The following is a 24,138-nucleotide window of genomic DNA, read 5'->3' as shown; positions in this document are numbered from 1 at the left end:
TACGAAGGGGCCCGCGGTACGCCGGCCCGTGGTCAGGTCAGGCGGTCCGTGCGGATCCGGCCAGGCGGGCGGCGAGCTCCCGATCGGTCACCAGGACCTCGCGGTCGCCGACCATGATCGCCAGCTGGCCCTGCTTGACGTTCTTCACGTGCACCACGAACGACTCCGCGTTCGCCAGGTCGACCGACTCCAGGCCGGCCGCCGCTTCGGCGGACGTCGGACCGAAGATCTTGGGTGCGGCAACCGCACCGACCGCTGCCGCTGTCCCGGCCCCGGCAAACACCAGGAAACCGCGACGTGACTGTTCACTCATGACTGTCCCTTCCATTCGACAGGCGCTGCCACCGAACGGCCGGCCGCGGCCGGGGCTGATGGTGGTGATCTGGATCACAAAGTCGCGCCACGGCGTGGTTCGTCGTCCAGGGCGAGACGGATTTGACGAGACGCGACTTTTTATTTCAGTGCGGCCCATCCCCGCGACGAGTCGCATCGGGGCTGGTCCAGGGGCATCCCCCACTACCCCGGTAGGGGGTCGAATGGCACCCGGGAGTGACGCGTAGCGGCAAATCCGCTTCCTAACGTCACAGCCATGACAGTGACGCCGCTCAGATACGGCCTCGACGAGGCCGACGGAACCATCGGACCCCGGCTGCTCGCCTGCGACCCTCCCGGCGGAGCGCGGGTCGTCGAGGTCTTCGGAGACGTCGTGAACGCCGACCACATCGCGGTCGTCGTGCCCGGCAACGGCCACCACCTCGGCAACTACTTCACCAGCCAGGAGGCGCACAGCCCCCGCAGCCGCGGGCAGCTGCTGCTTCGTACGATGCAGGAGCTCGCCCCCGAGAGCCGCTCGGCCGTCGTGGTCTGGGTGGGCTACCACGCGCCGCCGGAGTGGTACAACGCGATCACCAACGACGCCGCCTATGCCGGCGCGAACGACCTGGCCGCGCTGACCCACTACCTGCCCCGCGATGCCCACCTCACCCTGATCGGCCACAGCTACGGCTCCACGGTCGCCGGCCTCGCCCTCGCCGCGGCCCGCGCCGAGGACTGCGTGGCGCTGGGCAGCCCGGGCATGGGCGTGGTCCACCGCTCCGAGCTCGGCACCGGCACGCGGCTGTGGGCCGGCTACGGCGAGACCGACCGGATCCGCCTGATCCCGCAGGTACGCCTCGGCCGGCTCGGTCTGGGCCGCAACCCGCTGCATCCCGAGCTCGGCGCGACCACGTTCGGCACCGGTGACATCCCCGGCCACTGCGGCTACTACGCCGAGGGCAGCGAGTCGCTGCTCAACATCGCCCGGATCGCCCTGGGCCGCTACGACGAGGTGACGACTGCGTTGGTCTCGACACGCCGTCGTTCGTCCCTCACGACGTCGGCTCGACCGACAGAACTGGAGACAGCAGCATGATCACCGACCAACCCGCCATCTGGACCCAAGGGCTCCGCAAGAGCTATCCCGGTCGCGGTGCCGCCCTGGACGGCATCGACCTCGCCGTCGCCCCCGGCACCATCCACGGACTGCTGGGCCCCAACGGGGCCGGCAAGACCACCACCGTACGCATCCTGGCCACCCTCGCCCGCCTCGACTCCGGTCAGGCCTGGGTCGCCGGCCGCAACGTCGTCCACGACCGGGCGGGGGTGCGCGCCCGCATCGGTGTGGCCGGGCAATACGCCGCCGTCGACGAGGTCCTGAGCGGCCGGCAGAACCTGGAGATGTTCGCCCGCCTGTACCGGATGCGGGCCAAGGAAGCACGTCAGCGCTCTGGCGAGCTGCTGGAGCGCTTCGCGCTCGTCGAAGCCGCCGACCGACCGGTCCGCGGCTACTCCGGAGGCATGAGGCGACGGCTCGACCTGGCCGTCAGTCTCATCCGCAGCCCCCACGTGCTCTTTCTCGACGAGCCCACCACCGGGCTCGACCCGCGCAGCCGGATCGAGGTCTGGGACGCGGTCCGTGAGCTGGCCGAGTCCGGCACGACCGTGCTGCTGACCACCCAGTACCTGGAGGAGGCCGACCGGTTGTGTTCACGCATCACGATGGTCGACCGCGGTCGCGTCGTCGCCGAGGGGTCACCCGCCGAGCTCAAGTCCAGCGTCGGTGGCCGCGACCTCGACGAGGCGTTCCTGCTGCTGACCGAGGGGGCCTGATGAGCACGCTCACCGAAGTCGCCGACACCCACGGATCACGCATCACGTGGGCGGCGGTCGACACCTGGGTCGTGGCCAAGCGCCACCTCCTCCACCTCGTACGCCGCCCCGACGAGCTCCTCGGCACCTTGATGATCCCGGTGATGGCGGTAGCCATGTTCGGCTTCGTCTTCGGTGAGGCCTTCGGGGTCGCGATGGACGTGCCGGGGTCGGAGTATCGGGAGTTCCTGCTCCCGGGCCTCTTCGCGCTCACCATGGCGTTCGGCATCGGCAACACCACGATCTCGGTCGCCGAGGACGTACGCGGTGGGGTGCTGGACCGGATGCGATCCCTCCCCATGTCTCCGGTCGCGGTGCTGGCCGGGCGGTCGCTGGCCGACATGATCCTGGCCGTGGTCGAGCTGTCCATCCTGCTTGCGCTGGGGACGCTGTTCGGCTGGCAGGCCCATCTCGGACTCGGCGGGGTCCTCGTCGCGCTTGGGCTGCTGGTCCTGCTGCGCCTGGCCTTCTCCTGGGTCGGCATCCTGCTCGGGCTCCTGGTCAGCGGACCCGAGGCGGCGATGAAGTACTTCGCGCTCGTCTTCCCGCTCGCCATGGTCGCCGACACGATCGTGCCGACCGACCTGATGCCGGGCTGGCTGGCCATCCCCGCCGAGTGGAACCCGCTCTCCTCCACCGTCATCGCCACCCGTGAGCTCTTCGGCAACACGGCCGGTCCCGCCACCACCTGGCTCGGCGAGCACGCGCTGACCATGGCCGTCCTCTGGCCGGTCGCCATCATCGCGATCTGCCTGCCGCTGGCCATGATCCGCCTGCGGCGACTGGGGCGGTGACCACGATGACCACGCTTCCCGGCCAGGCGAACCGCCAGGTGAACGCCTACACCGAGCTGATGAGTCGCGTCAGGCAGGAGGGTCTCCTGGCGCGGTCGCCACGGACGTACGCCCGCCGTGCTGCCCTCCTCGGCACCGGCTTCGCGCTCGCGCTGATCGCTCTGCTCGCCCTCGGCCAGACCTGGTGGCAGCTGCTGGTCGCAGCGGCCTTCGGGGTCCTGTTCACCCAGACCGCGTTCCTCTCCCACGACGGCGCCCACCGGCAGATCTTCGCCTCGGGCCCGAAGAACGAATGGACCTCTCGCATCCTCGGCAACCTGGTCGTCGGGCTGAGCTACGGCTGGTGGATGCGCAAGCACACCCGCCACCACGCCAACCCGAACAAGGTCGACGCCGACGAGGACATCCGCCCCTCGGTCCTGCTGTTCACCCCCGAGGACGTCGAGCGGCGTACAGGTCTCAAACGGTGGCTCACCGCCCGCCAGGGATGGCTGTTCTTCCCCCTGCTGACCCTCGAAGGCATCAACCTGCACGTCGGTGCCGTCCGCACCGTGATCGCCGACCGAGACCTCAAGCATCGCCGTACGGAGGCGGCGTTCCTGGCGGTGCGGCTGATCGGCTGGCCGGTGCTGGTCTTCTCGGTTCTCGGCCTCGGCCTGGGCGCGGCATTCCTGGGCGTGCAGCTGGCCGTCTTCGGTGTCTACATGGGCGCCAGCTTCGCCCCCAACCACAAGGGCATGCCGCTGGTCCCGCGCGACACCAGGATCGACTTCCTCTCCCGCCAGGTCCTGACCTCCCGCAACATCCGCGGCGGGCGCTGGGTCGACTGGCTCATGGGTGGCCTCAACCTGCAGATCGAGCACCACCTCTTCCCCAGCATGCCGAGCAGCACCCTTCGCCGTGCCCAGCCCATCGTCCGCGCCTACTGTGCCGAGCAGGGCGTCCCCTACACCGAGGCCGGTCTCCTGGAGTCGTACGCCATCGTCGTGCGCCACCTCAACCGCGTCGGTCTCGGCGACCGCGACCCGTTCGCCTGCCCGTTCGTCGTGGTCAACCGGACGGGCTGACCGTTGGCCCTACGGGGTCGGATCGGCGAGCACCGCTGCCCGGACCCGCCCGTGATCTGAGTAGTTCACATCGACCTCCACGGTGCCGGCGCCACCGAGCTCCCTCTCCCACTCACGGGTGAGGGACTCGGTCTCACCGTCCTTCCGGGCCCGCCGGTCGAAGGTGACCCGGGTGACGTACCCGTCCTCCGACCAGACCAGCACCCCGTCGACCTCGGCCTCGAAGCGACGACCGTCGGGCAGCACGAGATCGACACGGTCGCTGGCGTAGTCGCGCATCCCCGGGTACGACTCGTTGTCCTCGGGCAGGCTGGAGAGCCGGACCGGCTCGCGCAGGTCGATCTCGATGGTGCCGGGGTCGCGGGTGAGCTGGGAGAAGACGACGAGCGTGACGACGAACAGCACCGGAACCGCGAGCACGCCGACGCCGGTCCACGCCAGCGGCTTCGGGTTCCGCCCCGACATCCGCACCACCCCGGCGGCGACGAGCAGGGCGACCGCGAGCGCCACGAAGCCGAGCAGCACCGCCCCGACGATGATGATCAGAACTGCCCCGCCCGCGCCCATGGGCCCAGTATCGCCGCCCAGCGGCGCGGGACGATCACAAATATCGAACAAGTGCCCACGACGACGGCCGGGGGGCAGCGGAGGTTTCGTCGACCTCGCTAGCCTCAGTGCTTGTGAAAGTTGTCGTGCTCACCGGAGCCGGGATCTCCGCAGAGAGCGGTCTCGCGACCTTTCGCGACGCCGACGGGCTCTGGCAGGGGCACCACGTCGACGACGTAGCCACCCCCGAGGCCTTCCGACGCGATCCCGCGACGGTCCACCGGTTCTACGACGACCGGCGCCGAGAGCTGCGGGCGGTGGCCCCCAACCCGGCCCACATCGCGCTGGCCAGACTCGAGCAGATCCTCGGCGACGACCTGCTGGTGGTCACGCAGAACGTCGACGACCTGCACGAGCGAGCCGGCTCCCGCCGGGTCGTGCACATGCACGGCGAGCTGCTCTCCGCTCTCTGCACCTCGTGTCAGGGCCGGTTCGCCTGGGACGACGACCTCGGCGACGTGCCCGCCTGTCCCGGGTGCGGCAACAGCATGCTGAGGCCCGACGTGGTGTGGTTCGGTGAGATGCCCTACGACCTCGACCTGATCGAGCGGGCCCTCCTCCAGGCCGACCTCTTCGTCGCGATCGGCACCAGCGGCGCGGTCTATCCGGCCGCCGGTTTCGTACGCATGGCCGCGGTCGGCGGGGCCAGGACGCTCGAGCTCAATCTGGACTCGTCCGAGACCTCGCATCTCTTCCACGACGCCCGTCAGGGGCCGGCCAGCAGGCTGGTGCCCGAGTGGGTCGCCGACGTACAGGCGCCTTCGCATTGACCCGTTGGCAAATTCTGTCACGATAGGCCGCGTGCTTCGCCATGCCGTGCTCACGACCGCCCTCACTGTCGCGCTGACCAGCGCTCTTACCGGCTGCGGCGAGGAGGAGGGCACGCTGTCCCAGGCGCGCGAGTACGCGAAGGAGCCCGGGAACCAGATCGCCGAGCACGCGCGGACCGCGATGCACGAACTCGACACCGTCCATGTCGAGGGCGACGTGCTCGACTCGGAGGGCACCAAGATCACCGTCGACCTCGACGTCTCCGCCGAGGACACCTGTGTCGGCAAGGTGAGCATCGGCGACGGCGAGATCTCGCTGCGTGCCATCGCCGGCTCGGCCTGGTATCAGGGCGACGAGGAGTTCTGGAAGTCGATCGCGCCGGAGAAGGGCGCGCGCATCGCCGATCGGGTGGGCGACAAGTGGGTGAAGCTCGAGGGTGAGCTGGCCAGCCTGCGGGCCTTCTGCAGCATCGACAGTCTCACTGCCCAGATGGTCCCGTCCGAGGCCGAGGCCCAGGCGGTCGGCCCGGCGATGTCCGCCGCCGGTCCGTCCGTGCGCCTCGACGTCACCCACGGTGACACCGAGAGCCGGACGTACGTCCTGGCCGCGGAGCCGCACCGGATCGTGAAGTGGACCCAGGGCGGCTCCGGCGAGCTCTTCTTCTCCGACTTCGACGAGGAGTTCCAGGTCGAGGAGCCCGCTGCCGGCGAGGTCTTCGACCTCGCCGAGCTGGAGAAGTGAGAACATCACCGCCGCTATTCTCATTTTTCAGAGAAAAATGAGAATAGCGCTTACCCTCTTCTCATGACTGAGCACGGCGCGGCGTTGATTCCGGCCGCGGAGCGTGTCGTCGTTCCGTGGCGCCAGCGTGTCAAAGGCGGCACCATCGATGACCGTCGGCTGGCAGAGGTGACGGTGAGCATCCCCGCGCGCATCTCCGGCGTCAGGCTGAGTGTCCCGCCCGGTGTGGCCGCCGAGTGCGATGAGGCCGTTCGAGCGATCGCTTCGCTGGACGCCACCCACGGGCCTCAGCTTCGCCCGCTGGCGACGATGCTCCTGCGCGCCGAGTCGATCGCGTCGTCGAAGATCGAGCACGAGATCGCCTCGGTCGAGGACTATGTCCGCGCTCTTCATGGCGCGAAGTCGAATTCATCTGCGCTCTCGATGGTCCGTGCCACAGGAGCTCTGGACCGGCTCGTCTCCGGTCCGCTCGATCTGGAGACCCTCCTGGACGCGCATCGCCGACTGATGCGTGACGACCCCATCGATGGGCCGTACGCCGGGCGCTGGCGTGACATGCAGAACTGGATCGGGGGCAGTGACCACTCACCTCGGGGCGCGATCTACGTGCCTCCGCCGCCGGATCGTGTCCCCGACCTGATGGGTGATCTGGTCGACTTCGCGACCCGTGACGACATCGCGGTGATTCCGCAGGCCGCGATCGCGCACGCGCAGTTGGAGGCGATTCATCCGTTCACCGACGGCAACGGCCGCATCGGTCGGGCGCTTGCTGCGGCGGTCGTGCGTCGCCGCGGTATCGCGCGCTCTGTGACGGTTCCGGTGGCTTCCGCACTGGCGGCTCGTCGTGGTGTCTACTTCCAGGCGCTGAACGACTTCCATGCGGGCGAAACCGAGCCCATCATCAGTCTCATAGCGACCGCGTCGACGGTCGCCGCTGAGGAGTCGAAGATCACGGCGTCCAGGCTGGCTGAGCTGCCGAACGACTGGCGTGAGCGGGTGAAGCCGAGCCGGGCCAGCGCGGCCGAGTCGCTGTTGGACAAGCTGGCGGCGGAGCCCGTGGTCACAACCGACGACGTAGAGGACGCTCTGGGCCTCTCCGTTGCGACGACACATCGGGTCATCGACCGCCTCCGTGGCGCCGGAATCATCCGCCCGCTCACCACCCGCACCCGCAACCAGGTGTGGGGCGCTGGTGACATCCTCGATGAGCTCGCCGACCTGGACGTACGCATCGCGGCCCGCGCACGGGAGGAATGAATCGGCGGCCGTGAGGCTTGCTGAAAAATGTGTCCACCTCGACCAGACCCACTCGCAGATCGATAGGACTTCGTAGCGAACGCGGGCCGATCCTGCTCGCGGTGATGGTGTCGCTGAGCCTGGTCGCGATCGACATGACGATCCTGGCGACCGCGGTGCCGAGCGTGGTGAAGGATCTGGGTGGGTTCGAGCAGTTCCCGTGGCTCTTCTCGATCTACGTGCTGGCCACCGCGGTGACCACGCCGCTGTTCGCCAAGGTCGCCGACCGGCTCGGCCGCAAGCCGGTCATGATCGCCGGGATCGTGGCCTTCCTGGTCGGGTCGCTGCTGTGCGGGCTGGCGTGGTCACTGACCGCGCTGATCGTCTTCCGGGCGATCCAGGGCATCGGCGCGGGGGCGATCCAGCCGATGGCGATGACGATCGTCTCCGACATCTACACGCTGGAGGAGCGGGCGGTCGCGACGTCGTACGTCGCCTCGGTCTGGGCCACCGCCGCGATCGTCGGCCCGACCCTCGGCGGCCTCTTCGCCGACTACCTCGACTGGCGCCTGATCTTCCTGATCAACCTGCCGATCGGGGCGATCGCGCTGTGGCTGCTGCGCCACTTCAAGGAGGACCGGCAGCCCGCGGCGACGCAGGCGATCGACTGGGCCGGCGCCGGGCTGCTGACCGTCGGCGGGATCGCGCTGCTGCTCGGTCTGCTCGAGGGCGGGCACGCCTGGGCGTGGGCCTCGTGGCCGTCCTACCTGATCTTCGCGGTCGGCATCGCGGCCCTGGTCGCCTTCGGGTTCGTCGAGCGCCGTGCCGCCGACCCGGTGCTGCCGCCGTGGGTCCTCCGCCACCGGGTCCTCGCGCCGGCCAACGCCGCCAGCCTGATCGTCGGCGTGGTGATGCTCGGACTGACCACGTACGTCCCGCTCTATGCCCAGAGCGTGCTCGGTCACTCGGCAGTGGTGGCCGGGTTCGCGCTCGCCGGGATGAGCATCGGCTGGCCGATCGCCGCCGCCACGGCCGGCCGGATCTACCTCTCGAAGGGGTTCCGGACCGCGGTCGCGCTCGGTGCGCTGCTGGTCATCGTCGGCGGGCTCGTGCTGGTCACGGTCGGCGAGAGCTCGTCGATCTGGCACTTGGCGATCCCGTGCTTCGTACTCGGTCTCGGCTTCGGCTGGTCGGTCAACCCGGGTGTCGTCGCCGCCGGGTCGGCGGTCGACTGGGAGGTGCGCGGGGTGGCGACCGGGTCCAACATGTTCGCCCGTTCGGTCGGCTCGGCGCTGGGCGTCGCGCTCTTCGGTGCGATCGCGAACGGGCTGGTCAGGCGTGAGTACGCCGGGGGAGAGGTGCCTCCGCTCGAGGTCCTCCCGGCCGATGTCCTCGCCCCGGCGCTTCATGCCGTCTTCGTCGTCGGGCTGATCGTCTCGCTGCCGCTGCTGATCGTGGCGTGGCGTACGCCGGTCCGGCTCACTCCTCGAACGGTGGTTACCACCGAGTAACCACTGCGTCGTAGACTCCGACGCATGATGAAGCGCGACGTCTACGAGGAAGACCACGAGGACTTCCGAGCGTCCGTCCAGCAGTGGCTGGAGCGTTCGGTCAAGCCCCACACCGACAAGCACATCGCCGACAAGGCGCTGCCCCGCGAGTTCTGGCTCGAAGCCGGTGAGAACGGCTTCCTCGGTCTCGCGATCCCGGAGGAGTACGGCGGCGCCGGCGCCGAGGACTTCCGCTTCAACGCGGTCCTCGCCGAGGAGCTCGCCAAGATCGGCGCGGCCTACCCGACCTGCGTCGGCATCCACTCCGACATCACCGCTCCCTACCTGGTCCGCCTCGGCACCGAGGAGCAGAAGCAGCGCTGGCTCCCGGGCGTGGCCTCCGGTGAGATCCTGCTCGCCATCGGCATGACCGAGCCGTCCGGCGGCTCCGACCTGGCCGCGCTGAAGACCACCGCGGTCCGCGACGGCGACGAGTGGGTCATCAACGGCTCGAAGACCTTCATCACCAACGGCTACTCCTGCGACCTGGTCATCACCGCGGTCCGCACCGACCCGGAGAAGGGCGCCAAGGGCATCACCCTCTTCGCGATCGAGTCCGACAAGGAGGGCTTCTCCCGCGGCCGCAAGCTCGACAAGGTCGGCATGGAGGAGTCCGACACCGCCGAGCTCTTCTTCGAGAACGTCCGCGTCACCGACGCCGAGATCATCGGCGAGCTCAACCGCGGCTTCATCCACATGATGGAGGAGCTCCCGCAGGAGCGCGTCTCCTGCGCCGTCGCCAACGTCGCGCAGGCCAAGCAGATCCTGCTCGAGACCGTGCAGTACGCCAAGGACCGCAAGGCCTTCGGCCAGTCCATCGGCGCCTTCCAGCACAACAAGTTCCTGCTCGCCGAGCTGGTCACCCAGATCGAGGTCGCCGAGGCGTACATCGACAAGTGCGTCGCCGCCCACGCCCGCGGTGAGCTCACCCCGGTCGAGGCGTCCAAGGCCAAGTGGTGGTCCTCGCAAGCGCAGTCCGAGGTCCTCGACCACTGCGTCCAGATCCACGGCGGCTACGGCTTCATGAACGAGTACCGAGTCGCTCGCGCCTGGCGCGACGCCCGTGTCACCAAGATCTGGGCCGGCTCCAATGAGATCATGAAGGAGCTCATCGGCCGCGACCTGGGCTTCTGAGCTTCCAGGCCTAGTACGTCCCTGGCGCGCGTCCACCCTCGGGTGGGCGTCCGCCGGCGCTTTTGGGCCGCCCGCCCTCGCGGCGCGCTGACCTAAACCGATCGACAGGTGCGCGGAGCCCGGCATGATGGCGCCCATGACCCAGCGCTCCTCTGTCGCCATCACCAACGCGTACGTCGTCCCTGTTTCCGCCGACCCGATCGAGAACGGCACGGTCCTGATCGAGGACGGGGTGATCACCGCGGTCGGCGCGCACATCGAAGTCCCCGACGGCATCGAAACCCTCGATGCGACAGGCAAATGGCTGCTTCCCGGCTTCGTCGAGGGGCACGGCCACATCGGGATCTCCGAGCAGGGCGAGGGCTGGGCCGGCGAGGACACCAACGAGATGACCGACCCCGACGGCGCGGCCCTGCGGGCGGTTGACGCGGTCAACATCGAGGACGAGGGCTTCCGTGACGCCCTGGCCGGCGGGGTGACCACTGCGGTGATCAAGCCCGGGTCCGGCAACCCGATCGGCGGTCAGACGGTCGCGATCAAGACCTGGGGCGGACGGACCATCGACGAGCAGGTCGTCTCCGACTCCGTCTCGGTCAAGAGCGCCCTCGGAGAGAACCCCAAGCGCGTCTACGGCGACCAGAAGAAGACTCCGTCGACCCGTCTCGGCGTCGCCAGCATCATCAGGAAGGCCTTCGTCGACGCCCAGAACTACGCCGCCAAGAGGGCGGCCGCCGAGGAGAAGGGCGAGCCCTTCGACCGCGACCTCGGCAAGGAGACCCTCGCCCGGGTCCTCGACGGTGAGCTCGCCTGGGACCAGCACACCCACCGCGCCGACGACATCGTCACCGCCATCCGGCTGAGCGAGGAGTTCGGCTACCGCCTGGTCGTCAACCATGGCACCGAGGGCCACCTGCTCGCCGACGTGCTCGCCGAAAAGGACATCCCGGTCATCTACGGACCGATGTTCGTGAGCCGCTCGAAGGTGGAGGTGCGCCATCGCGCCAACCGCAACATCGCCGCGATGGCCGCCGCGGGCGTGCGGGTCGCGATCACCACCGACCACCCGGTCATCCCGATCAACTTCCTGGTCCACCAGGCATCCTTCGCCGTACGCGACGGCCTCCCGCGCGACACGGCCCTGGCCGCGATCACCACGAACCCGGCGAGCTTCCTCGGTCTCGACGACCGCGTCGGCGCGATCGCGCCCGGTCTCGACGGCGACGTCGTCCTCTGGTCCGGGGATCCGCTCGACACCGACCACCGCGCAGAGCGCGTCTTCATCACCGGGACCGAGGTCTACGCCTGGGACAGCGAGGCCGACGCCGGCCGCGGCGCCGGGAGCACGCGGGAACGCGCGACGAGGTTCGGGGTCTGATGGCGTCGCTGATGGGGCTGCGCAGGCGACCCGGACGCAACGAACCGCGCACCGCAGGCGTACCCAAGGTCATGACCAGCACCCAGAACTACAGCGACAAGAGCAAGCCCACGGCCCGCCTCGCGGTGTACGTCCTGCCCGTCCTGGCGCTGATGCTGGCACCGACGTTGGCCGGATGTGGCTCCGAGGCGACCGACCCAGGCGCTAACGTGTCTGTCGTGTCCAGCTCATCCAGCCCGACGTCGGCCGAAGACCCGAACGTCGCCGCCGCGATCGCCGATCTCGCCGAGCGACAGGGGATCGACGCCGAGGAGATCACCGTCGTCTCCAACGACGAGGTGACCTGGCGCGACGGCAGCCTGGGCTGCCCGGAGCCGGGGAAGATGTACTCGATGGCCCTGGTCGACGGCGTCCGCGTCGTGCTCGAGGCAGCGGGGAAGACGTACGCGTATCACGGCGGCAAGAGCGGGACGGTCCGTTTCTGCGAGAACCCACAGGAGCCCGTCCCCAGCGAGGGGACCAGTGACGCTCCCCAGTGAGGGGGCCCACGCGGGCCACGGTGACGCCGAGGAGCGGGCCGACGGCCTGAAGAATCGGCTCAACTGGCTGCGGGCAGGCGTCCTCGGAGCCAACGACGGCATCGTCTCCACCGCCGGTGTGGTCATGGGTGTCGCGGGCGCGACCACGGGCACGACCACGGTCCTGATCGCGGGCGTCGCCGCCCTGGTGGCGGGCGCGATCAGCATGGCGGCGGGAGAGTACGTCTCGGTGTCCACCCAGCGCGACACCGAGAAGTCGCTGATCGCCAAGGAGCGTCGCGAGCTGCGGGAGATGCCGGAGGAGGAGCTGCGCGAGCTCGAGGGTTTCCTGCGCGAGCGAGGGCTGGAGCCTGAGACTGCCGCCGAGGTCGCCGTTCAGCTCACCGATCGCGACGCGCTGCGTGCCCATGCAGTCCTCGAGCTCGGTATCGACGTCGACGACCTCACCTCGCCATGGTCCGCGGCCTGGGCGTCGATGCTGTCGTTCACCCTCGGTGCACTGCTGCCCTTACTGTCGATCATGCTCCTCCCGGACGGCGTCCGCATCTGGGGGACCGTCCTCACCGTCACCGTCGCGCTCGCCGTCACCGGCTGGACCAGCGCGCGTCTCGGCTACGCGCCACCCGTCCGGGCGGCGCTGCGCAATATCGCCGGCGGGCTGCTGGCGATGCTGGTGACCTATGTCGTCGGCGACCTGCTCGGCACACAACTCGGGTGACCCCGAGGGCGTCGCCAGGCACAATGGACATCGATGAATCGAATGTTCGTGGCGGTGATCCCGCCGGAGTCGGTGATCGAAGATCTCGACGAGTTCCTGTCCGTACGCCGCGACGCGGCCGCCTTCCGCTGGTCGGCGCCTGACCAGCTCCACCTGACGGTCGCCTTCGCCGCTCACGTCCCCGACCGGTCGCTCGACGACGCGATCGAGCGGCTGGAGACGGCCGCGGGGCGGCGTACTCCCTTCACGCTGACCATCACGGGCGGCGGTGCCTTCCCCAACGTCACCGAGGGCAAGGTCCTCTACGCCGGGGTCGAGACCGACGCCTCCGAGGAGCTCGATCGAGTGGCCGCAGGCGCTCGCAATGCGCTGGTCAAGGCCGGCGCCGAGGTCGACGGCGGGCGGTTCCGACCCCACCTGACGGTCGCCCGGGCCGGCGTTCCGGTCGAGCTCAGCAACTGGGTGCGGCTGCTCGATGCGTACCGGGGCCCGTCCTGGACCGTCTCGTCGTTCGCGCTGGTGCGCTCACGGCTCGGCGAGGGGCCGAGGAAGCGCCCGGCCCACCAGGTCGTAGCGGAATTTCCCTTCGGCTGAGAGCAAGCCCCGGGGTGGTAACGGCCCGGACCCGAGGTCGCTGCCGTGTGCGGGCTGTTCTGAGCTGATCCAGAGGAGAACCGGGACATGAGTCGACGAGTGGGGCGTAACGCCTACACCGGACTGCTCAACGACGTCGTGCTGCTCGCCGCCCGTGTAACACGTCGTTCGTAGGTCTACTCGCCTTTTAGAACGACCGGATAGTTCTACGAACGACGTGTTACATGCGAGCGAGCCCCACGACCAGCGGCGGTTACGGCAGTCTCAGCCCGCGACGCCGTAGAGCCGGTCGCCGGCGTCGCCGAGCCCGGGGACGATGTAGCCCTTCTCGTTGAGCTTCTCGTCCATCGCTGCGGTGACGACGCGGACGGGGGCGTCGATGCCCTCGAGCTCCTTCTCCAGCGCGGCGACACCCTCCGGGGCGGCGAGAAGTACGACGGCGGTGATGTCGTCGGCGCCGCGCTTGACCAGGAAGTCGATCGCCGCGGCGAGGGTGCCGCCGGTGGCCAGCATCGGGTCGACGACGTAGCACTGACGGCCGGAGAGGTCGGCGGGGAGACGCTCGGCGTACGTCGTCGCTTCGAGGGTCTCCTCGTTGCGGACCATCCCCAGGAAGCCGACCTCCGCGGTCGGCAGCAGCCGGATCATCCCGTCGAGCATCCCGAGACCGGCCCGGAGGATTGGGACGATCAGCGGCTGCGGGTCGGTGAGGCGTACGCCCTGGGTCGGGGCGACCGGGGTCACGATGTCGACCGGGGCGACCCGCACGCCGCGGGTGGCCTCGTAGGCGAGCAGCGTGACGAGCTCGTCGGCGAGACGACGGAAGGTCGATGAGTCGGTCTCCTTGTTGCGCAGGGTGGTGAGCTTGTGGGCGACGAGCGGGTGGTCCACAACGAGGGTTTCCATGGGGCGAAACATTACGTCACCCCTCAGACCTTGACCTTGACGCTCCGTCAAGGTCTTGACTGGTCTCATGCGGATCGGAGAGCTGGCGGCGGCGGTGGGGGTGAGCACCCGCACGGTGCGCTACTACCACCAGGTCGGACTGCTCCCTGAGCCGGAGCGCTCCGCGTCCGGATATCGCGTCTACAGCATGCGGGACCTGGTGCTCCTCAGCCACGCCCGACGGCTCGTCGAGCTCGGCCTCGGCCTCGACGAGGTTCGGCAGGTGCTGGCGGACGAGGAGGGACGCGACCTCGGCGAGATCGTCGCCTCGATGGACGCCGCCCTCGCCCTGCAGCAGGAGCGCCTGGCCGCTCAGCGGCGACGTCTCGCCGAGCTGCAGGAACGAGTGCGCGACGGTCGCCTCGCACTCGACGACCTCCCCGACCCGCAGCTGGTCGAGTTCTTCACCCGCGTCGAGGCCGCCGGCGCCACCGGCCCGATGGCCCGCCTCGACCGCGACGTGCTCGCGTTCGTCCCCAGCGCCGACGCGAGCCGCTGGATCGCGCCGATGCTGCCGCTGCTCGGCGACGAGGACTACACCCGGCGCCTGGTCCGGATGTACGACGAGTTCGACCGCCTCGCGGACGTGGACCCCGACGACCCGGCGGTCGCCGCGCTCGTCGACCGGATCCTCGACCTGCTGCCGGAGGAGTCGTTGCGCGCCCTGTCCGAGCACGACCTCGTGACCGCCGGCGGCGAGTTCCTCGTCGACACGGTCATCGAGGAGCTCACCCCCGCCCAGGCAGCCGCCGCTCGCCTGCTGATCGAGCGCACTCGTGCGCCGCACACCGTCACCCAGGAGGAGAACGAAGAATGACCGCCATCGAGATGACCGGAGTAGTCAAGACCTTCGGCAGCGTACGAGCGCTCGACGGGCTCGACCTGCACGTCGAGACCGGCGAGGTGCATGGCTTCCTCGGCCCGAACGGCGCCGGCAAGTCCACCGCCATGCGGGTGCTGCTGGGCCTGCTCCGCGCGGACAGCGGCAGGGTGCGACTGCTCGGCGGTGACCCGTGGCGCGACGTCGCCACGCTCCACCGTCGGATCGCGTACGTGCCTGGCGACGTGCCGCTGTGGCCCAGCCTGACCGGTGGCGAGGTGATCGACGTCCTGGGCCGGCTGCGCGGCGGCCTCGACGAGAAGCTGCGCAAGCAGATGGTGGAACGCTTCGAGCTCGACCCGCGCAAGAGGTCGCGCACCTACTCCAAGGGCAACCGGCAGAAGGTGGCGCTGGTCGCGGCGTTCAGCGCCGAGGCCGACCTCTATCTGCTCGATGAGCCGACCTCGGGTCTGGACCCGCTGATGGAGGCGGTCTTCCAGGAGTGCGTCGAGGAGGTCGTCCAGCGGGGCGCGACGGTGCTGCTGTCCAGTCACATCCTCGCCGAGGTCGAGCGGCTCGCGGACCGGGTGAGCATCATCCGGTCCGGCCGCACGGTCCAGAGCGGCACGCTGACCGAGCTGCGCACGCTGACCCGCACCACGGTCGTCGCCGAGACCCGGAGCCCGGTCGCCGACCTGGTCTCCCTCCCCGGCGTCCACGACCCCGAGTACGACGACAGCCATGGCACCCACACCGTCACCCTGGCCGTCGACACCGCCCAGCTCGACGAGGTGGTCGGCATCCTGCACCGGGCCGGGATCGTCGCCCTCCAGGCACACCCGCCGACCCTGGAGGAGCTGTTCCTTCGTCAGTACGGCGACGTCGTGCCCGGAGACGGGGACGGCGTCACGGGCGACGACGAGGGCTCGGTGACCCGATGAGTGCCCACGAGTTCTTCGCCGGTACGCCGACCCTGGTCCGGCTGGCGCTGCGACGCGACCGGGTGCGCCTCCCGCTCTGGACCCTCGGCATCGTCGGGATCTCCGCGGCCAGTGCGGCCACCGTGAAGAGCACATACGACACGCCCGCAGAGATCGCCACGTACGGACCGACGGCAGGGGAGAGCGCGGCGTCGCGAATCACCAGCGGCCGACAGGTCGCCCTCGACACGGTCGAGGGGATCATCGCCAACGAGATCACCCTGATCGTCACGCTCGGCATCACCCTGCTGGTCGTCTTCGCGGTCATCCGCCACACGCGCGCCGAGGAGGAGTCCGGGGCGGCCGAGCTGGTCCGCTCGGGCGTGGTGGGGCGTCACGCCGCGCAGGTGGCCGCACTCGTGGTCGCGCTCGTCGCGACGGTCGTCATCAGCGGGCTGCTGGCCGCGGTGCTGGGCGGACTGGGCCTGGAACGGACCGGGTCGCTGGCCTTCGCGGCGGAGGTCGGGATGCTCGGCCTCCTCTTCGCCGGCCTCGCCGCGGCGGCCGCCCAGGTCACCGCGTCGGCCCGCGGCGCGCTCGCGATCGCGGGTGGTCTGCTGGGGGCGGCGTACGTCGTCCGCGGCGTCGGCGCTGTCGGCGACAGCGCGCTCTACTGGGTCTCGCCGTTCGGGTGGGCCCAGGGGGTGAACGCATTCGGTGGCGAGCGATGGTGGCTGCTGGGGGTGCTGCTCGCGGCTGCGGCCGTCTGCTTCGGTCTGACCGTGGTGCTGACCGCGCGACGGGATGCCGGTGCGGGTCTGCTGCAACCGCGGGCCGGTGCCGCGCGGGCCTCGGCCGCCCTCGGAACGCCGTGGGGTCTGGCGCTGCGCACCCAGCGGGGCCTGGTGATCGGCTGGGCGGTCGGGCTGGCGGCGCTCGCCGCGATCTATGGCTCCGTCATCCCGGAGGTGCCCGACATGCTGGAGGGAAACCCCGACATGCTCGAGGCGATGGGCCTGGGGGCCGGCGCGGGCGACGCCCTGATCGACGCGTTCCTCGGCTACATCAATCTCACCCTCGGAGTGGTCGGCGCGGTCTTCGGCGTCGCCTCGGTGCTGCGGCTCCGGGCGGAAGAGGACACCGGGCGGCTGGAGGCGCTGATCGCCACCCCGCTCACGCGGGCCCGCTGGCTGGTCGGCTCGCTCGCCGTGACGGTCGTCGGCGTGGTGCTGGTGGCGCTGGCGATGAGTGCGGGGATGGTGCTGGGGTACGTCCCGGTCGCCGGCGAGGTGTCCGGCTCGCGTGTCTCCGAGTTGGTGCTCGGCATTCTCGCCCAGCTGCCGGCGATGCTGCTCGTCGCCGCCCTCGCGCTCCTCGTCCTGGCCTGGTTGCCGCGGTTCGCGGTCCTGGCGTGGGCACTGGTGGCATGGGTGGTGCTCGACGCGTTCCTCGGGGAGACGCTCGAGCTGCCCGACGGGGTCCGTTCGCTGTCACCCTTCTTCCACCTGCCGGCGTATCCGACGGAGACCTGGACCGCCGGCCCGACGGTCGTCCTGCTGGCGGCGACGGGGGTCGTCGCAGCGCTGGCCTTCGTCGGCTACCGGCGTCGCGACGTGGGGTGACCTGCGGGTGGTTCGGATGCGAGACGTCGCACAGTGAGCGTGGATTTCAGAGATACGGCCTAGACCCGAGGCGGTTTCGGTGTCACTCTGGTCGTGTGTCTGATCAGCTGGAGCAGATCGAGGGTGTTGACTTCGCCGTCGCGATGTATCGCGAGGACGGAGCTTGGGTTGTGCGCGAGCTCGCGCACGACCTCCTGACCGACGTCGAGACTCTGAGGCACGCGCTCCACCGCTTTCCAGGTGATGGTGGCGCGATCGCGATGGCAGCGATCGATGAGGACTTCTTCGTGATCGTCCGGGTCGCCGGCGCCTCGACCAGGGTGCTGCTCTCCGACGTGACCGCGGCCGACGAGTGGGAGCTGGCAGCGTCGGCTCTCGAAGTGCTCGGACTGCCGTTGCCGGAGGAGGTCGAGGAGGAGGAAGAGGCCGACCCTGCTGGCGACCTCGGCATCCTCGCCGACTTCGGGATGAGCGCGGTCGAGATGGGCATGCTGCTGGACGACATGTTCGAGGACGACCTCTACCCGGACGAGACGCTCTCCGAGATCGCCCGGGCGATCGGTTGCGGCGAGGCCTTCGACGACGCCGTCGGCCTCATGCCCGCGTGACCCCAACCGACCGGTGGCAGGCCCCGATGCGGGCCGCCCTGGCCGAGGGCCGGGCTGCCCTGGTGACCGGTGACGTGCCGATCGGCGCGGTCGTCGTGGACCCCTTCGGAGCCGTGATCGGCACCGGGCGCAACGTACGCGAGGCCGAGGCCGACCCGACCGGACATGCCGAGGTGGTCGCGCTGCGCGAGGCGGCCAAGGCCAGAGGTGAGTGGCGCCTGGAGGGCTGCACGCTCGTGGTGACCCTGGAGCCGTGCACGATGTGCGCCGGCGCCGCGGTCCTGGCGCGGGTCGAGCGGATCGTCTTCGGTGCCTTCGACGACAAGGCCGGTGCGGTGGGGTCGCTGTGGGACGTCGTACGCGACCGCCGGCTCAACCACCGACCCGAGGTCGTCGCCGGGCTGATGGCCGAGGAGCAGCGCGCGCTGCTGGAGGAGTTCTTCGGTGCCCAGCGAAACGCCCCCGATTTCGGCGAAGACCACCCGAGGTTGTAACTTATTCGGCGGTGACGTGTCCGAGCGGCCGATGGTGCAACACTCGAAATGTTGTGTAGGGAGACCTACCGTGGGTTCAAATCCCACCGTCACCGCCACCTCGAAGGCCCCGAGATCCTTGAGAAATCAATGGTCCGGGGCCTTCGTCATGTCGCGACGGTCCTACCGCGGGCGCGGCGACGATCCATGCGACGACCAGTACGATCGCGCCCACGACGGGGATCGCTCCAGCATCGAGTCGCTCGAGGGTGAGGCCGCCGAGTGCTCCGGCTGCGGCGGCGCCGAGATAGAGGCCGGAGATGTTCAGCGACACGGCGATCATCGGCGTCTCGGGCGATGCGGCAATGGTGCTGGCCTGCATGGGCGGATTGAGTGCCCAGGCGAAGGTCGACCAGATCGCCACCCCGGCCCCGAAGGCCCACACAGGTGCATGGGCGACGACCAGGACCGCCATCAGGGCGAGCGCGAGCGCATGCCCGCCAAGGATCGCGAGTCGCGCCAGACGGGGACCGTGCTTGTCAGTCAGGTGTCCGCCCAGGAGCGCGGAGGCTACGCCGACGAGACCTACGATCAGCAGAAGGACCGGAAGGGCCGCATCGGTGCCGAGTGTGTAGGCAGTGATGGGGCCGAGATAGGTGTAGAACATGAGCCCACCGGCACCGCAGAGGAAGATCGCCGCGACCATTCGCAGTACGCCGGCGTTACGCAGCGGAGCAAGTCGCTCACCCAGGGTCACCGGCGCCGCACCGGGAAGATGGGGCATGGTCGCCAAGGTTATGACCGCGGCGACCGCGGCGACGATGGCGATGAGCACGAAGGTCGAACGCCAGGACAGTGCTTCCGCGAGCAAGGTGCCCACGGGCACTCCGGTGAACAGCGCCACGGTGAGTCCGGCGGTGACCACCGACAGGTAGGTGCCCTGCTTCCCTTCGGGGGCTCCTTCCGCAGCGGCGGCGAACGCCGTCGTCGAGACCGCCGCCGCGGCCAGGCCTGCAACGATCCGCAGGGTGAACAGGGTGGTCAGGTCGGGAGAGATCGCGCAGCCGAGGTTTGCGAGCACGAACACGGCCAGCCCGCCGGCGAGGACGAGTCGACGCGGGTATCGGTCCAGCCAGACGGCGAGGACGGGTGCTCCCAGTGCGAACGCGAGGGCGAATCCGGTCACGAGCTGCCCCGCTTCCCCGGCAGTGACATCGAGGTCGGCCGCCACGGTGTTCAGGACTCCGGCGATGACGAACTCGTCGGTGCCGAGCGCGAGCGTGGCGATGAACAGGGCGGTGAGCCAGAACAGGCTGCGGGGCATCGGGAATCCTTCGTGTCGAAGCGGCGGCCAATGTTTCATGTTTCACGAACATCGAACACACTACTCGATCGTTCGATGTTTGCCGAACAAAGGTAGAATCGGCTCATGAGCCCCGCCGACCATCTCGACGCCAGGCACCCGGCCACCGATGACATCTCGCTGACCCGCGTGCTGTCTGCGCTGTCCGACCCGATCCGTCTGGGGATCGTGCTGCTGCTCTCGGACGGACGGGAGCGGCAGTGGGGCGAGCTCGACGCCCCGGTGTCGAAGTCGACGCTCAGCCATCACATGAAAACCCTCCGCAGCGCAGGTATCACCCGCACTCGCGACGAGGGCACCCGCTGCTATGTCCACCTGCGCGGCGATGACCTGGAGTCACGCTTTCCGGGAGTCTTGTCGTCACTGCTGGAGGCAGCGCCGGGAGAAGCGGCTGCGGTCGGGTTGAAGTAGGCCGCCCGATTCGGCCTGCCGCCGGCGCTCTGGATCAGAGGTAGCGAGCGGCCACGGTGGCGGCACGGGCGCCGTAGCCACCGCCGAACATCGCGGCGTGGACGAGCAGCGGGAAGAGCTGGTGTAGGCCCTGGCGGTCCTCCCAGCCCTCGGCGAGGGGAGTCGCGTCCTCGTAGGCGGCCATCATCCGCTCCAGATGGGGGAGGCCGAAGAGCGCGAGCATGGCGAGGTCGATCTCACGATGACCGGCGTACGCAGCGGGATCGATGAGCCAGGCGTCGCCGCTCCGGTCCCAGAGCACGTTGCCGTTCCAGAGATCGCCGTGGAGAAGGGCAGGCGGCTCCTCCGGGATCAGCGACGTCAGCTTCCCGACGACCCGCTCGACGCGCTCGGCGCCGGCGGCGTCGATGGTGCCGCGGTCGCGGGCGGCCCTGAGATAGGGGAGCAGGCGGCGTACGGCATAGAACTCGGCCCAGGTGTCCGCGGTCTTGTTGGGCATCGGCAGCCGGCCGATGAACCCGTCCTTGTCGGCGCCGAACCCCGAGACGGGGGTGGAGTGCAGGCCCGCGAGCGCGCGGCCGAGCTCTTCGGCGGTCTCGGCGTTGGGGCGGCCGGGATCGATCCAGCGCAGCACCAGGCAGTCGGGCTCGGCCGCGAGCACCTCGGGGACCTTCACGGCGCCCGACTCCTCCAGCCAGCGAAGGCTGCGGGCCTCGGCGGCGACGAAGTCGTCACGAGCGGGGGAGAGTGCCTTCATCAGCACCAGCGAGCCGTCACTGAGCCGGATCTTGGTGGCGGTAGAGGTGTCGCCGCCCGCAACTGGGGATGTGCTCACCACCGCGGCCCCGAGCAGCTGCTCTGCACGTCGGGCGACCGCGGGCTGGCGGGTCACGAACCGCGCCTCGACGTGGCCTGGGACGCGACGATCGCATCACTCGTACGCTCCACCATGGCCAGCACCTCCCGGAACCCCTCGGCACCACCGTAATAGGGATCGGGCACATCACCGGGGCCTTCGGGATCGAAATCACGAAACATCCGCAGCCTGCTCTCTGGCGCCTGACCAGCCAGATCGGCGAGATCAGCCAGGTTGTCCGCGTCCATCGCAAGCACGAGGTCGTACGTCTCGGGGTCCCCGACCGGCCACTGCCGGGCCCGGTGACGGTCGGGGTCATAGCCCGCCTCGAGCAGCGTCGCGGCCGCGCGGCGGTCCATCTTCTCGCCGGCGTGCCAGCCGCCGGTGCCGGCCGAGACGAGCTCGACGTCGTCGAGCCCGGCACGGTCCAGACGATCCCGCAGCACGACCTCCGCCATCGGTGAACGGCAGATGTTGCCCAGGCAGACGACCGCGATCTTCATGACCCGAGTTTTACATTTTGGCCAAGAACGCGGGGCGGATGCCGATCCTGGACCTCAGCTGGCGGATTCCGGCCAGAGCCGGTCGAGGGCCCAGCCGACGATCGAGATGATGATGCCGCCGAGCACCGCGGCCCAGAACCCGTCGACGTGGAAACCGATCTCGGTCGGACCGAGGATCCACGCGGTCAGGCCGAGCATCGCCGCGTTGATGACCAGCAGAAGCAGGCCGAAGGTGAGCAGGATGAACGGGAATGCCACGAACTTCAGGATCGGCTTCACCCACGCCGACACGATGCCGAGCACCAGAGCGACGAGCAGCAGTGGAATCAGCTTCTGCTTGATCTCTTCCATGCCGCTGGTGGGGCCGTCGAAGTAGATCCCGCCGACGAGCCACGTGGCCACGGCCAGAGCGATGGCGTTGGTGATGAGCCAGGTTGCGATACGCATGCCGGAGAGTGTGTCAGTCTCCCCGCGGGACGCAAGGGTACGACACGAGGTGTGACGTCGCGAGACCGTTATCTCTCCAGGCGAAGTGCCTTGCAGATGGAGTGGGCGGCGTCGGAGAGGTGCTTCTGCAGGAACCGCTCGGCGTCGTGGATGCTGTCGGCGTCGAGGAGGCGAACCAGGGCGGCGTGGTCCTCGGCCTGGTCGTGGGCGTTGCGTCGGATGCGGTCGACTTGGGCGAGGGCGAGCTTGAGCTCGAGGACCAGGTGCTCCTGCATCGCGATCAGCCGAGGCGATCCGGTGAGCGCGACGAGCGAGAGATGGAAGGCGAGATGGCGCTCGTTGAGCTCACGGTAGGTCGAGTGCTCCGAGTGGACCGCCGAGATGTACGCATCGAGGGACTCGTGCACGGCCCTGCGATCCTCGACGGAGGCGTTCGCCCAGTTGCGGACCCCGGCCCCCTCGAGCACCCAGCGGGCGGCGCAGACGTCGCGGACCGAGGCGGCCTCAGGGGTCGCGACGGCGACGCCTTTGTTGGGGGCACGGATGGCCAGCCCCTCGGCGACGAGGATGGTGAGCGCCTCGCGGACAGTGGAGCGGCCCACCCCCAGGGACTCGGCGAGGCCGTGCTCGCGCAGTGGGGTGCCGGACTCGAGCTCGCCCTCGAACACCGCCCGGCGGAGCTCGTCGGCGACTCGGTCGACCGTCGAGGCTGGTTCGTCCAGGGTGAGCGACTCGAACATGGGCCCCATTGTCCTACCTGCGCTGTCTTCCGGTGCTGACCGTTCGTGTACTAACCTATCGGCAGGAGATTGTCTGACAATCAGTCAATCAGGCAATCGGACGATCTGATGATCAGAACTGAGAGGGGTTAGCGAGTGAGCGAGCGCCAGCGAGTGAACCGTCCAAGCAACACGCGACCGCGTCCGTATTCTGGCGCCTGCGCTAGGGAGGTGGTCGCGTGAGCACATCGCTGAGCTGGGGCCGTCACTACCTGATGACCGAGCCGACGCACTACCGCATCGACTACGCCATCAACCCGTTCATGGACACCGAGATCCAGCCGGATCCGGCCCGCGCTCGCGCGCAGTGGGACACCCTCCGGGCGACCATCGAGGAGCTCGGCGGGCGCGTCGACGTCATCGCGCCCCGCGAGGACAGCCCCGACATGGTCTACGCGATGAACCTCGGCTTCGCGGCTGGCTTGGCGGACGGGCGTCGCCACGTGCTCCTTTCTCACATGCGCTTTCCCGAGCGACGCAACGAGACGCTCACCGCTGTCGAGTGGTTCGCCACGAACGGCTGGGGGACGGCGTACGTCGGCAAGGACGGGATCGGCCCGACCTTCGAGGCGGGGGACGTCTTCCCGTTCGCTGGCCACCTGGTCGCCGGCACCGGGCCGCGCACCGACGAGATGGCGCTGAAGACCCTGGCGGCAGAGATGAACGTGCGGGTGCTGGGCGTGCGCACGACCCACTCGGGGATGTACCACCTCGACCTCGCCTTCTGCCCGCTCGACGAGCGCCGGGCGATCATCTGCCCGGACGCGCTCGCTCCCGAGTCGGCGCAGGCGCTCCTCGACCTGATCCCGGAGCCACTGGTCATCACCGAGGAGGAGGCGCTCAGCACGTTCGCCGCCAACTCGATCGTGATCGGCCGCACCATCGTGATGCCGTCCTGCCCGGACCGTATCCGCACCGTTCTCGAGGGCTGGGGCTTCACGATCCGGATCGTCGAGATGAGCGAGCTCCACCTCGGCGGCGGGTCGGTCCGCTGCGTCACCAACCCGCTCGACATCGTGGTCGGCCGCGACCTTCCCGTGGTTTACGGGGGCGAGGTCATCCCGACCTAGAGTTGTGAT

Annotated in this window: 28 protein-coding genes and 1 tRNA gene; 21 read left to right on the top strand and 8 right to left on the bottom strand. The window is 69.4% G+C overall.

Translation table 11 applies throughout. From position 1 onward, the window contains the following. Positions 1–37: 37 nt before the first annotated feature. Positions 38–313 carry a twin-arginine translocation signal domain-containing protein gene (locus ABZZ22_RS04065; RefSeq protein WP_354927060.1) on the bottom strand — a complete coding sequence of 92 codons (276 nt, stop codon included), beginning with the start codon at positions 311–313 and terminating at the stop codon, positions 38–40. Between the two features lie 276 nt (positions 314–589). Here ABZZ22_RS04065 and ABZZ22_RS04060 point away from each other — a divergent pair, with 276 nt between their 5' ends. The 4 genes from ABZZ22_RS04060 to ABZZ22_RS04045 are packed head-to-tail and all read left to right on the top strand — an operon-like array spanning position 590 to position 4,048. Then, complete coding sequence (locus ABZZ22_RS04060) at positions 590–1,411, top strand: alpha/beta hydrolase (RefSeq protein ID WP_354927058.1); 822 nt, start codon at positions 590–592, stop codon at positions 1,409–1,411. Further along, positions 1,408–2,148, top strand: coding sequence for an ATP-binding cassette domain-containing protein (locus ABZZ22_RS04055; protein ID WP_354927056.1), 741 nt, complete (start codon positions 1,408–1,410; stop codon positions 2,146–2,148). The genes ABZZ22_RS04060 and ABZZ22_RS04055 overlap by 4 nt, the downstream gene beginning before the upstream one ends. Beyond that, entirely contained in the window at positions 2,148–2,981 is an 834-nt protein-coding gene (locus tag ABZZ22_RS04050; RefSeq protein WP_354927054.1) for an ABC transporter permease, read from the top strand. The genes ABZZ22_RS04055 and ABZZ22_RS04050 overlap by 1 nt, the downstream gene beginning before the upstream one ends. A gap of 5 nt (positions 2,982–2,986) precedes the next feature. Then, positions 2,987–4,048 (top strand): acyl-CoA desaturase, encoded by a 1,062-nt coding sequence (locus ABZZ22_RS04045; RefSeq protein WP_354927052.1) that lies wholly within the window; start codon positions 2,987–2,989, stop codon positions 4,046–4,048. A gap of 9 nt (positions 4,049–4,057) precedes the next feature. Here the strand turns inward: ABZZ22_RS04045 and ABZZ22_RS04040 are convergent, their stop codons facing one another. Continuing rightward, complete coding sequence (locus ABZZ22_RS04040) at positions 4,058–4,615, bottom strand: hypothetical protein (protein ID WP_354927050.1); 558 nt, start codon at positions 4,613–4,615, stop codon at positions 4,058–4,060. Between the two features lie 113 nt (positions 4,616–4,728). Here ABZZ22_RS04040 and ABZZ22_RS04035 point away from each other — a divergent pair, with 113 nt between their 5' ends. The 9 genes from ABZZ22_RS04035 to thpR all read left to right on the top strand — a co-directional run bounded on the left by ABZZ22_RS04035 (position 4,729) and on the right by thpR (position 13,312). Next, a complete protein-coding gene (locus ABZZ22_RS04035; protein ID WP_354927048.1) occupies positions 4,729–5,424 on the top strand; it encodes an NAD-dependent deacylase in 696 nt (231 codons plus the stop codon). Between the two features lie 31 nt (positions 5,425–5,455). Further along, positions 5,456–6,166, top strand: coding sequence for a hypothetical protein (locus ABZZ22_RS04030; protein ID WP_354927046.1), 711 nt, complete (start codon positions 5,456–5,458; stop codon positions 6,164–6,166). A gap of 63 nt (positions 6,167–6,229) precedes the next feature. Further along, on the top strand, positions 6,230–7,423 hold the full coding sequence (locus tag ABZZ22_RS04025; protein WP_354927044.1) for a Fic family protein: 1,194 nt from the start codon (positions 6,230–6,232) through the stop codon (positions 7,421–7,423). A 104-nt stretch (positions 7,424–7,527) separates the two neighbouring features. Next, positions 7,528–8,913 carry an MDR family MFS transporter gene (locus tag ABZZ22_RS04020; RefSeq protein ID WP_354927111.1) on the top strand — a complete coding sequence of 462 codons (1,386 nt, stop codon included), beginning with the start codon at positions 7,528–7,530 and terminating at the stop codon, positions 8,911–8,913. 27 nt (positions 8,914–8,940) lie between these two features. After that, positions 8,941–10,086, top strand: coding sequence for an acyl-CoA dehydrogenase family protein (locus ABZZ22_RS04015; protein ID WP_354927109.1), 1,146 nt, complete (start codon positions 8,941–8,943; stop codon positions 10,084–10,086). Positions 10,087–10,222: 136 nt separating this feature from the next. Further along, positions 10,223–11,461 (top strand): amidohydrolase, encoded by a 1,239-nt coding sequence (locus tag ABZZ22_RS04010; protein ID WP_354927042.1) that lies wholly within the window; start codon positions 10,223–10,225, stop codon positions 11,459–11,461. Continuing rightward, complete coding sequence (locus ABZZ22_RS04005) at positions 11,461–12,000, top strand: hypothetical protein (protein WP_354927040.1); 540 nt, start codon at positions 11,461–11,463, stop codon at positions 11,998–12,000. Before ABZZ22_RS04010 ends, ABZZ22_RS04005 begins: the two co-directional genes overlap by 1 nt. Beyond that, positions 11,984–12,718 (top strand): VIT family protein, encoded by a 735-nt coding sequence (locus tag ABZZ22_RS04000; protein ID WP_354927038.1) that lies wholly within the window; start codon positions 11,984–11,986, stop codon positions 12,716–12,718. Before ABZZ22_RS04005 ends, ABZZ22_RS04000 begins: the two co-directional genes overlap by 17 nt. A gap of 33 nt (positions 12,719–12,751) precedes the next feature. Next, a complete protein-coding gene (gene thpR / locus ABZZ22_RS03995) occupies positions 12,752–13,312 on the top strand; it encodes an RNA 2',3'-cyclic phosphodiesterase (RefSeq protein ID WP_354927036.1) in 561 nt (186 codons plus the stop codon). Between the two features lie 264 nt (positions 13,313–13,576). Here thpR and upp read toward each other — a convergent pair whose 3' ends face one another. Continuing rightward, on the bottom strand, positions 13,577–14,218 hold the full coding sequence (gene upp, locus ABZZ22_RS03990; protein WP_354927034.1) for a uracil phosphoribosyltransferase: 642 nt from the start codon (positions 14,216–14,218) through the stop codon (positions 13,577–13,579). A 67-nt stretch (positions 14,219–14,285) separates the two neighbouring features. Between upp and ABZZ22_RS03985 the strand changes: the two genes are divergently transcribed. The 6 genes from ABZZ22_RS03985 (at position 14,286) to ABZZ22_RS03960 (ending at position 18,819) form a co-directional block, all read left to right on the top strand. Continuing rightward, positions 14,286–15,074, top strand: coding sequence for a MerR family transcriptional regulator (locus ABZZ22_RS03985; RefSeq protein WP_354927032.1), 789 nt, complete (start codon positions 14,286–14,288; stop codon positions 15,072–15,074). Next, positions 15,071–16,018, top strand: coding sequence for an ABC transporter ATP-binding protein (locus tag ABZZ22_RS03980; protein ID WP_354927030.1), 948 nt, complete (start codon positions 15,071–15,073; stop codon positions 16,016–16,018). Before ABZZ22_RS03985 ends, ABZZ22_RS03980 begins: the two co-directional genes overlap by 4 nt. Next, positions 16,015–17,619, top strand: coding sequence for a polyketide antibiotic transporter (locus ABZZ22_RS03975; protein WP_354927028.1), 1,605 nt, complete (start codon positions 16,015–16,017; stop codon positions 17,617–17,619). Before ABZZ22_RS03980 ends, ABZZ22_RS03975 begins: the two co-directional genes overlap by 4 nt. Positions 17,620–17,714: 95 nt before the next feature. After that, the gene (locus tag ABZZ22_RS03970; RefSeq protein ID WP_354927026.1) at positions 17,715–18,227 is read left to right on the top strand and encodes a tRNA adenosine deaminase-associated protein; all 513 of its coding nucleotides are present in this window, start codon (positions 17,715–17,717) and stop codon (positions 18,225–18,227) included. 26 nt (positions 18,228–18,253) lie between these two features. Continuing rightward, positions 18,254–18,721 (top strand): nucleoside deaminase, encoded by a 468-nt coding sequence (locus ABZZ22_RS03965; protein WP_354927107.1) that lies wholly within the window; start codon positions 18,254–18,256, stop codon positions 18,719–18,721. Positions 18,722–18,731: 10 nt separating this feature from the next. After that, a tRNA-Ser gene (locus tag ABZZ22_RS03960) sits at positions 18,732–18,819 on the top strand. On the opposite strand, the gene ABZZ22_RS03955 is transcribed toward ABZZ22_RS03960, so the two are convergent. Then, positions 18,798–20,024 (bottom strand): MFS transporter, encoded by a 1,227-nt coding sequence (locus ABZZ22_RS03955; protein ID WP_354927024.1) that lies wholly within the window; start codon positions 20,022–20,024, stop codon positions 18,798–18,800. The two genes, ABZZ22_RS03960 and ABZZ22_RS03955, sit on opposite strands and share 22 nt — an antisense overlap. A gap of 105 nt (positions 20,025–20,129) precedes the next feature. Here ABZZ22_RS03955 and ABZZ22_RS03950 point away from each other — a divergent pair, with 105 nt between their 5' ends. Then, positions 20,130–20,474, top strand: coding sequence for a metalloregulator ArsR/SmtB family transcription factor (locus tag ABZZ22_RS03950; RefSeq protein WP_354927022.1), 345 nt, complete (start codon positions 20,130–20,132; stop codon positions 20,472–20,474). A 34-nt stretch (positions 20,475–20,508) separates the two neighbouring features. On the opposite strand, the gene ABZZ22_RS03945 is transcribed toward ABZZ22_RS03950, so the two are convergent. The 4 genes from ABZZ22_RS03945 to ABZZ22_RS03930 form a co-directional block, all read right to left on the bottom strand. Continuing rightward, positions 20,509–21,366, bottom strand: a complete 858-nt coding sequence (locus ABZZ22_RS03945; RefSeq protein WP_354927020.1) for a fructosamine kinase family protein — start codon at positions 21,364–21,366, stop codon at positions 20,509–20,511. After that, positions 21,363–21,833: a low molecular weight protein-tyrosine-phosphatase gene (locus ABZZ22_RS03940; RefSeq protein ID WP_354927018.1), complete on the bottom strand. Its 471-nt coding sequence runs from the start codon at positions 21,831–21,833 to the stop codon at positions 21,363–21,365. Before ABZZ22_RS03940 ends, ABZZ22_RS03945 begins: the two co-directional genes overlap by 4 nt. Positions 21,834–21,887: 54 nt before the next feature. Then, positions 21,888–22,280, bottom strand: a complete 393-nt coding sequence (locus tag ABZZ22_RS03935; protein WP_354927016.1) for a phage holin family protein — start codon at positions 22,278–22,280, stop codon at positions 21,888–21,890. A 68-nt stretch (positions 22,281–22,348) separates the two neighbouring features. Then, positions 22,349–23,020, bottom strand: a complete 672-nt coding sequence (locus ABZZ22_RS03930) for a GntR family transcriptional regulator (protein WP_354927014.1) — start codon at positions 23,018–23,020, stop codon at positions 22,349–22,351. Positions 23,021–23,238: 218 nt separating this feature from the next. Here ABZZ22_RS03930 and ABZZ22_RS03925 point away from each other — a divergent pair, with 218 nt between their 5' ends. Next, entirely contained in the window at positions 23,239–24,129 is an 891-nt protein-coding gene (locus ABZZ22_RS03925; protein WP_354927012.1) for an arginine deiminase family protein, read from the top strand. Positions 24,130–24,138 lie beyond the last annotated feature (9 nt).

It is taken from the genome of Nocardioides sp. NPDC006273, from assembly GCF_040613495.1.
GTDB lineage: Bacteria > Actinomycetota > Actinomycetes > Propionibacteriales > Nocardioidaceae > Nocardioides.
Note: the sequence above shows the minus strand (reverse complement) of the source record. Positions and strands in the feature narration are given on the sequence as shown.

Bases quoted from the DNA above. Each gene is read 5' to 3' on its own strand.
- ABZZ22_RS04045 (WP_354927052.1), top strand. From the start codon at position 2,987: ATGACCACGCTTCCCGGCCAGGCGAACCGCCAGGTGAACGCCTACACC.
- ABZZ22_RS04015 (WP_354927109.1), top strand. From the start codon at position 8,941: ATGAAGCGCGACGTCTACGAGGAAGACCACGAGGACTTCCGAGCGTCC.
- ABZZ22_RS03965 (WP_354927107.1), top strand. From the start codon at position 18,254: ATGCGGGCCGCCCTGGCCGAGGGCCGGGCTGCCCTGGTGACCGGTGAC.
- ABZZ22_RS03980 (WP_354927030.1), top strand. From the start codon at position 15,071: ATGACCGCCATCGAGATGACCGGAGTAGTCAAGACCTTCGGCAGCGTA.
- ABZZ22_RS03935 (WP_354927016.1), bottom strand. From the start codon at position 22,280: ATGCGTATCGCAACCTGGCTCATCACCAACGCCATCGCTCTGGCCGTG.
- ABZZ22_RS04010 (WP_354927042.1), top strand. From the start codon at position 10,223: ATGACCCAGCGCTCCTCTGTCGCCATCACCAACGCGTACGTCGTCCCT.
- ABZZ22_RS04005 (WP_354927040.1), top strand. From the start codon at position 11,461: ATGGCGTCGCTGATGGGGCTGCGCAGGCGACCCGGACGCAACGAACCG.
- ABZZ22_RS04040 (WP_354927050.1), bottom strand. From the start codon at position 4,615: ATGGGCGCGGGCGGGGCAGTTCTGATCATCATCGTCGGGGCGGTGCTG.
- ABZZ22_RS03985 (WP_354927032.1), top strand. From the start codon at position 14,286: ATGCGGATCGGAGAGCTGGCGGCGGCGGTGGGGGTGAGCACCCGCACG.
- ABZZ22_RS03930 (WP_354927014.1), bottom strand. From the start codon at position 23,020: ATGTTCGAGTCGCTCACCCTGGACGAACCAGCCTCGACGGTCGACCGA.
- ABZZ22_RS04020 (WP_354927111.1), top strand. From the start codon at position 7,528: ATGGTGTCGCTGAGCCTGGTCGCGATCGACATGACGATCCTGGCGACC.
- ABZZ22_RS03940 (WP_354927018.1), bottom strand. From the start codon at position 21,833: ATGAAGATCGCGGTCGTCTGCCTGGGCAACATCTGCCGTTCACCGATG.
- upp (WP_354927034.1), bottom strand. From the start codon at position 14,218: ATGGAAACCCTCGTTGTGGACCACCCGCTCGTCGCCCACAAGCTCACC.
- ABZZ22_RS03950 (WP_354927022.1), top strand. From the start codon at position 20,130: ATGAGCCCCGCCGACCATCTCGACGCCAGGCACCCGGCCACCGATGAC.
- ABZZ22_RS04060 (WP_354927058.1), top strand. From the start codon at position 590: ATGACAGTGACGCCGCTCAGATACGGCCTCGACGAGGCCGACGGAACC.
- thpR (WP_354927036.1), top strand. From the start codon at position 12,752: ATGAATCGAATGTTCGTGGCGGTGATCCCGCCGGAGTCGGTGATCGAA.
- ABZZ22_RS03955 (WP_354927024.1), bottom strand. From the start codon at position 20,024: ATGCCCCGCAGCCTGTTCTGGCTCACCGCCCTGTTCATCGCCACGCTC.
- ABZZ22_RS04050 (WP_354927054.1), top strand. From the start codon at position 2,148: ATGAGCACGCTCACCGAAGTCGCCGACACCCACGGATCACGCATCACG.
- ABZZ22_RS04065 (WP_354927060.1), bottom strand. From the start codon at position 313: ATGAGTGAACAGTCACGTCGCGGTTTCCTGGTGTTTGCCGGGGCCGGG.
- ABZZ22_RS04025 (WP_354927044.1), top strand. From the start codon at position 6,230: ATGACTGAGCACGGCGCGGCGTTGATTCCGGCCGCGGAGCGTGTCGTC.
- ABZZ22_RS04055 (WP_354927056.1), top strand. From the start codon at position 1,408: ATGATCACCGACCAACCCGCCATCTGGACCCAAGGGCTCCGCAAGAGC.
- ABZZ22_RS03975 (WP_354927028.1), top strand. From the start codon at position 16,015: ATGAGTGCCCACGAGTTCTTCGCCGGTACGCCGACCCTGGTCCGGCTG.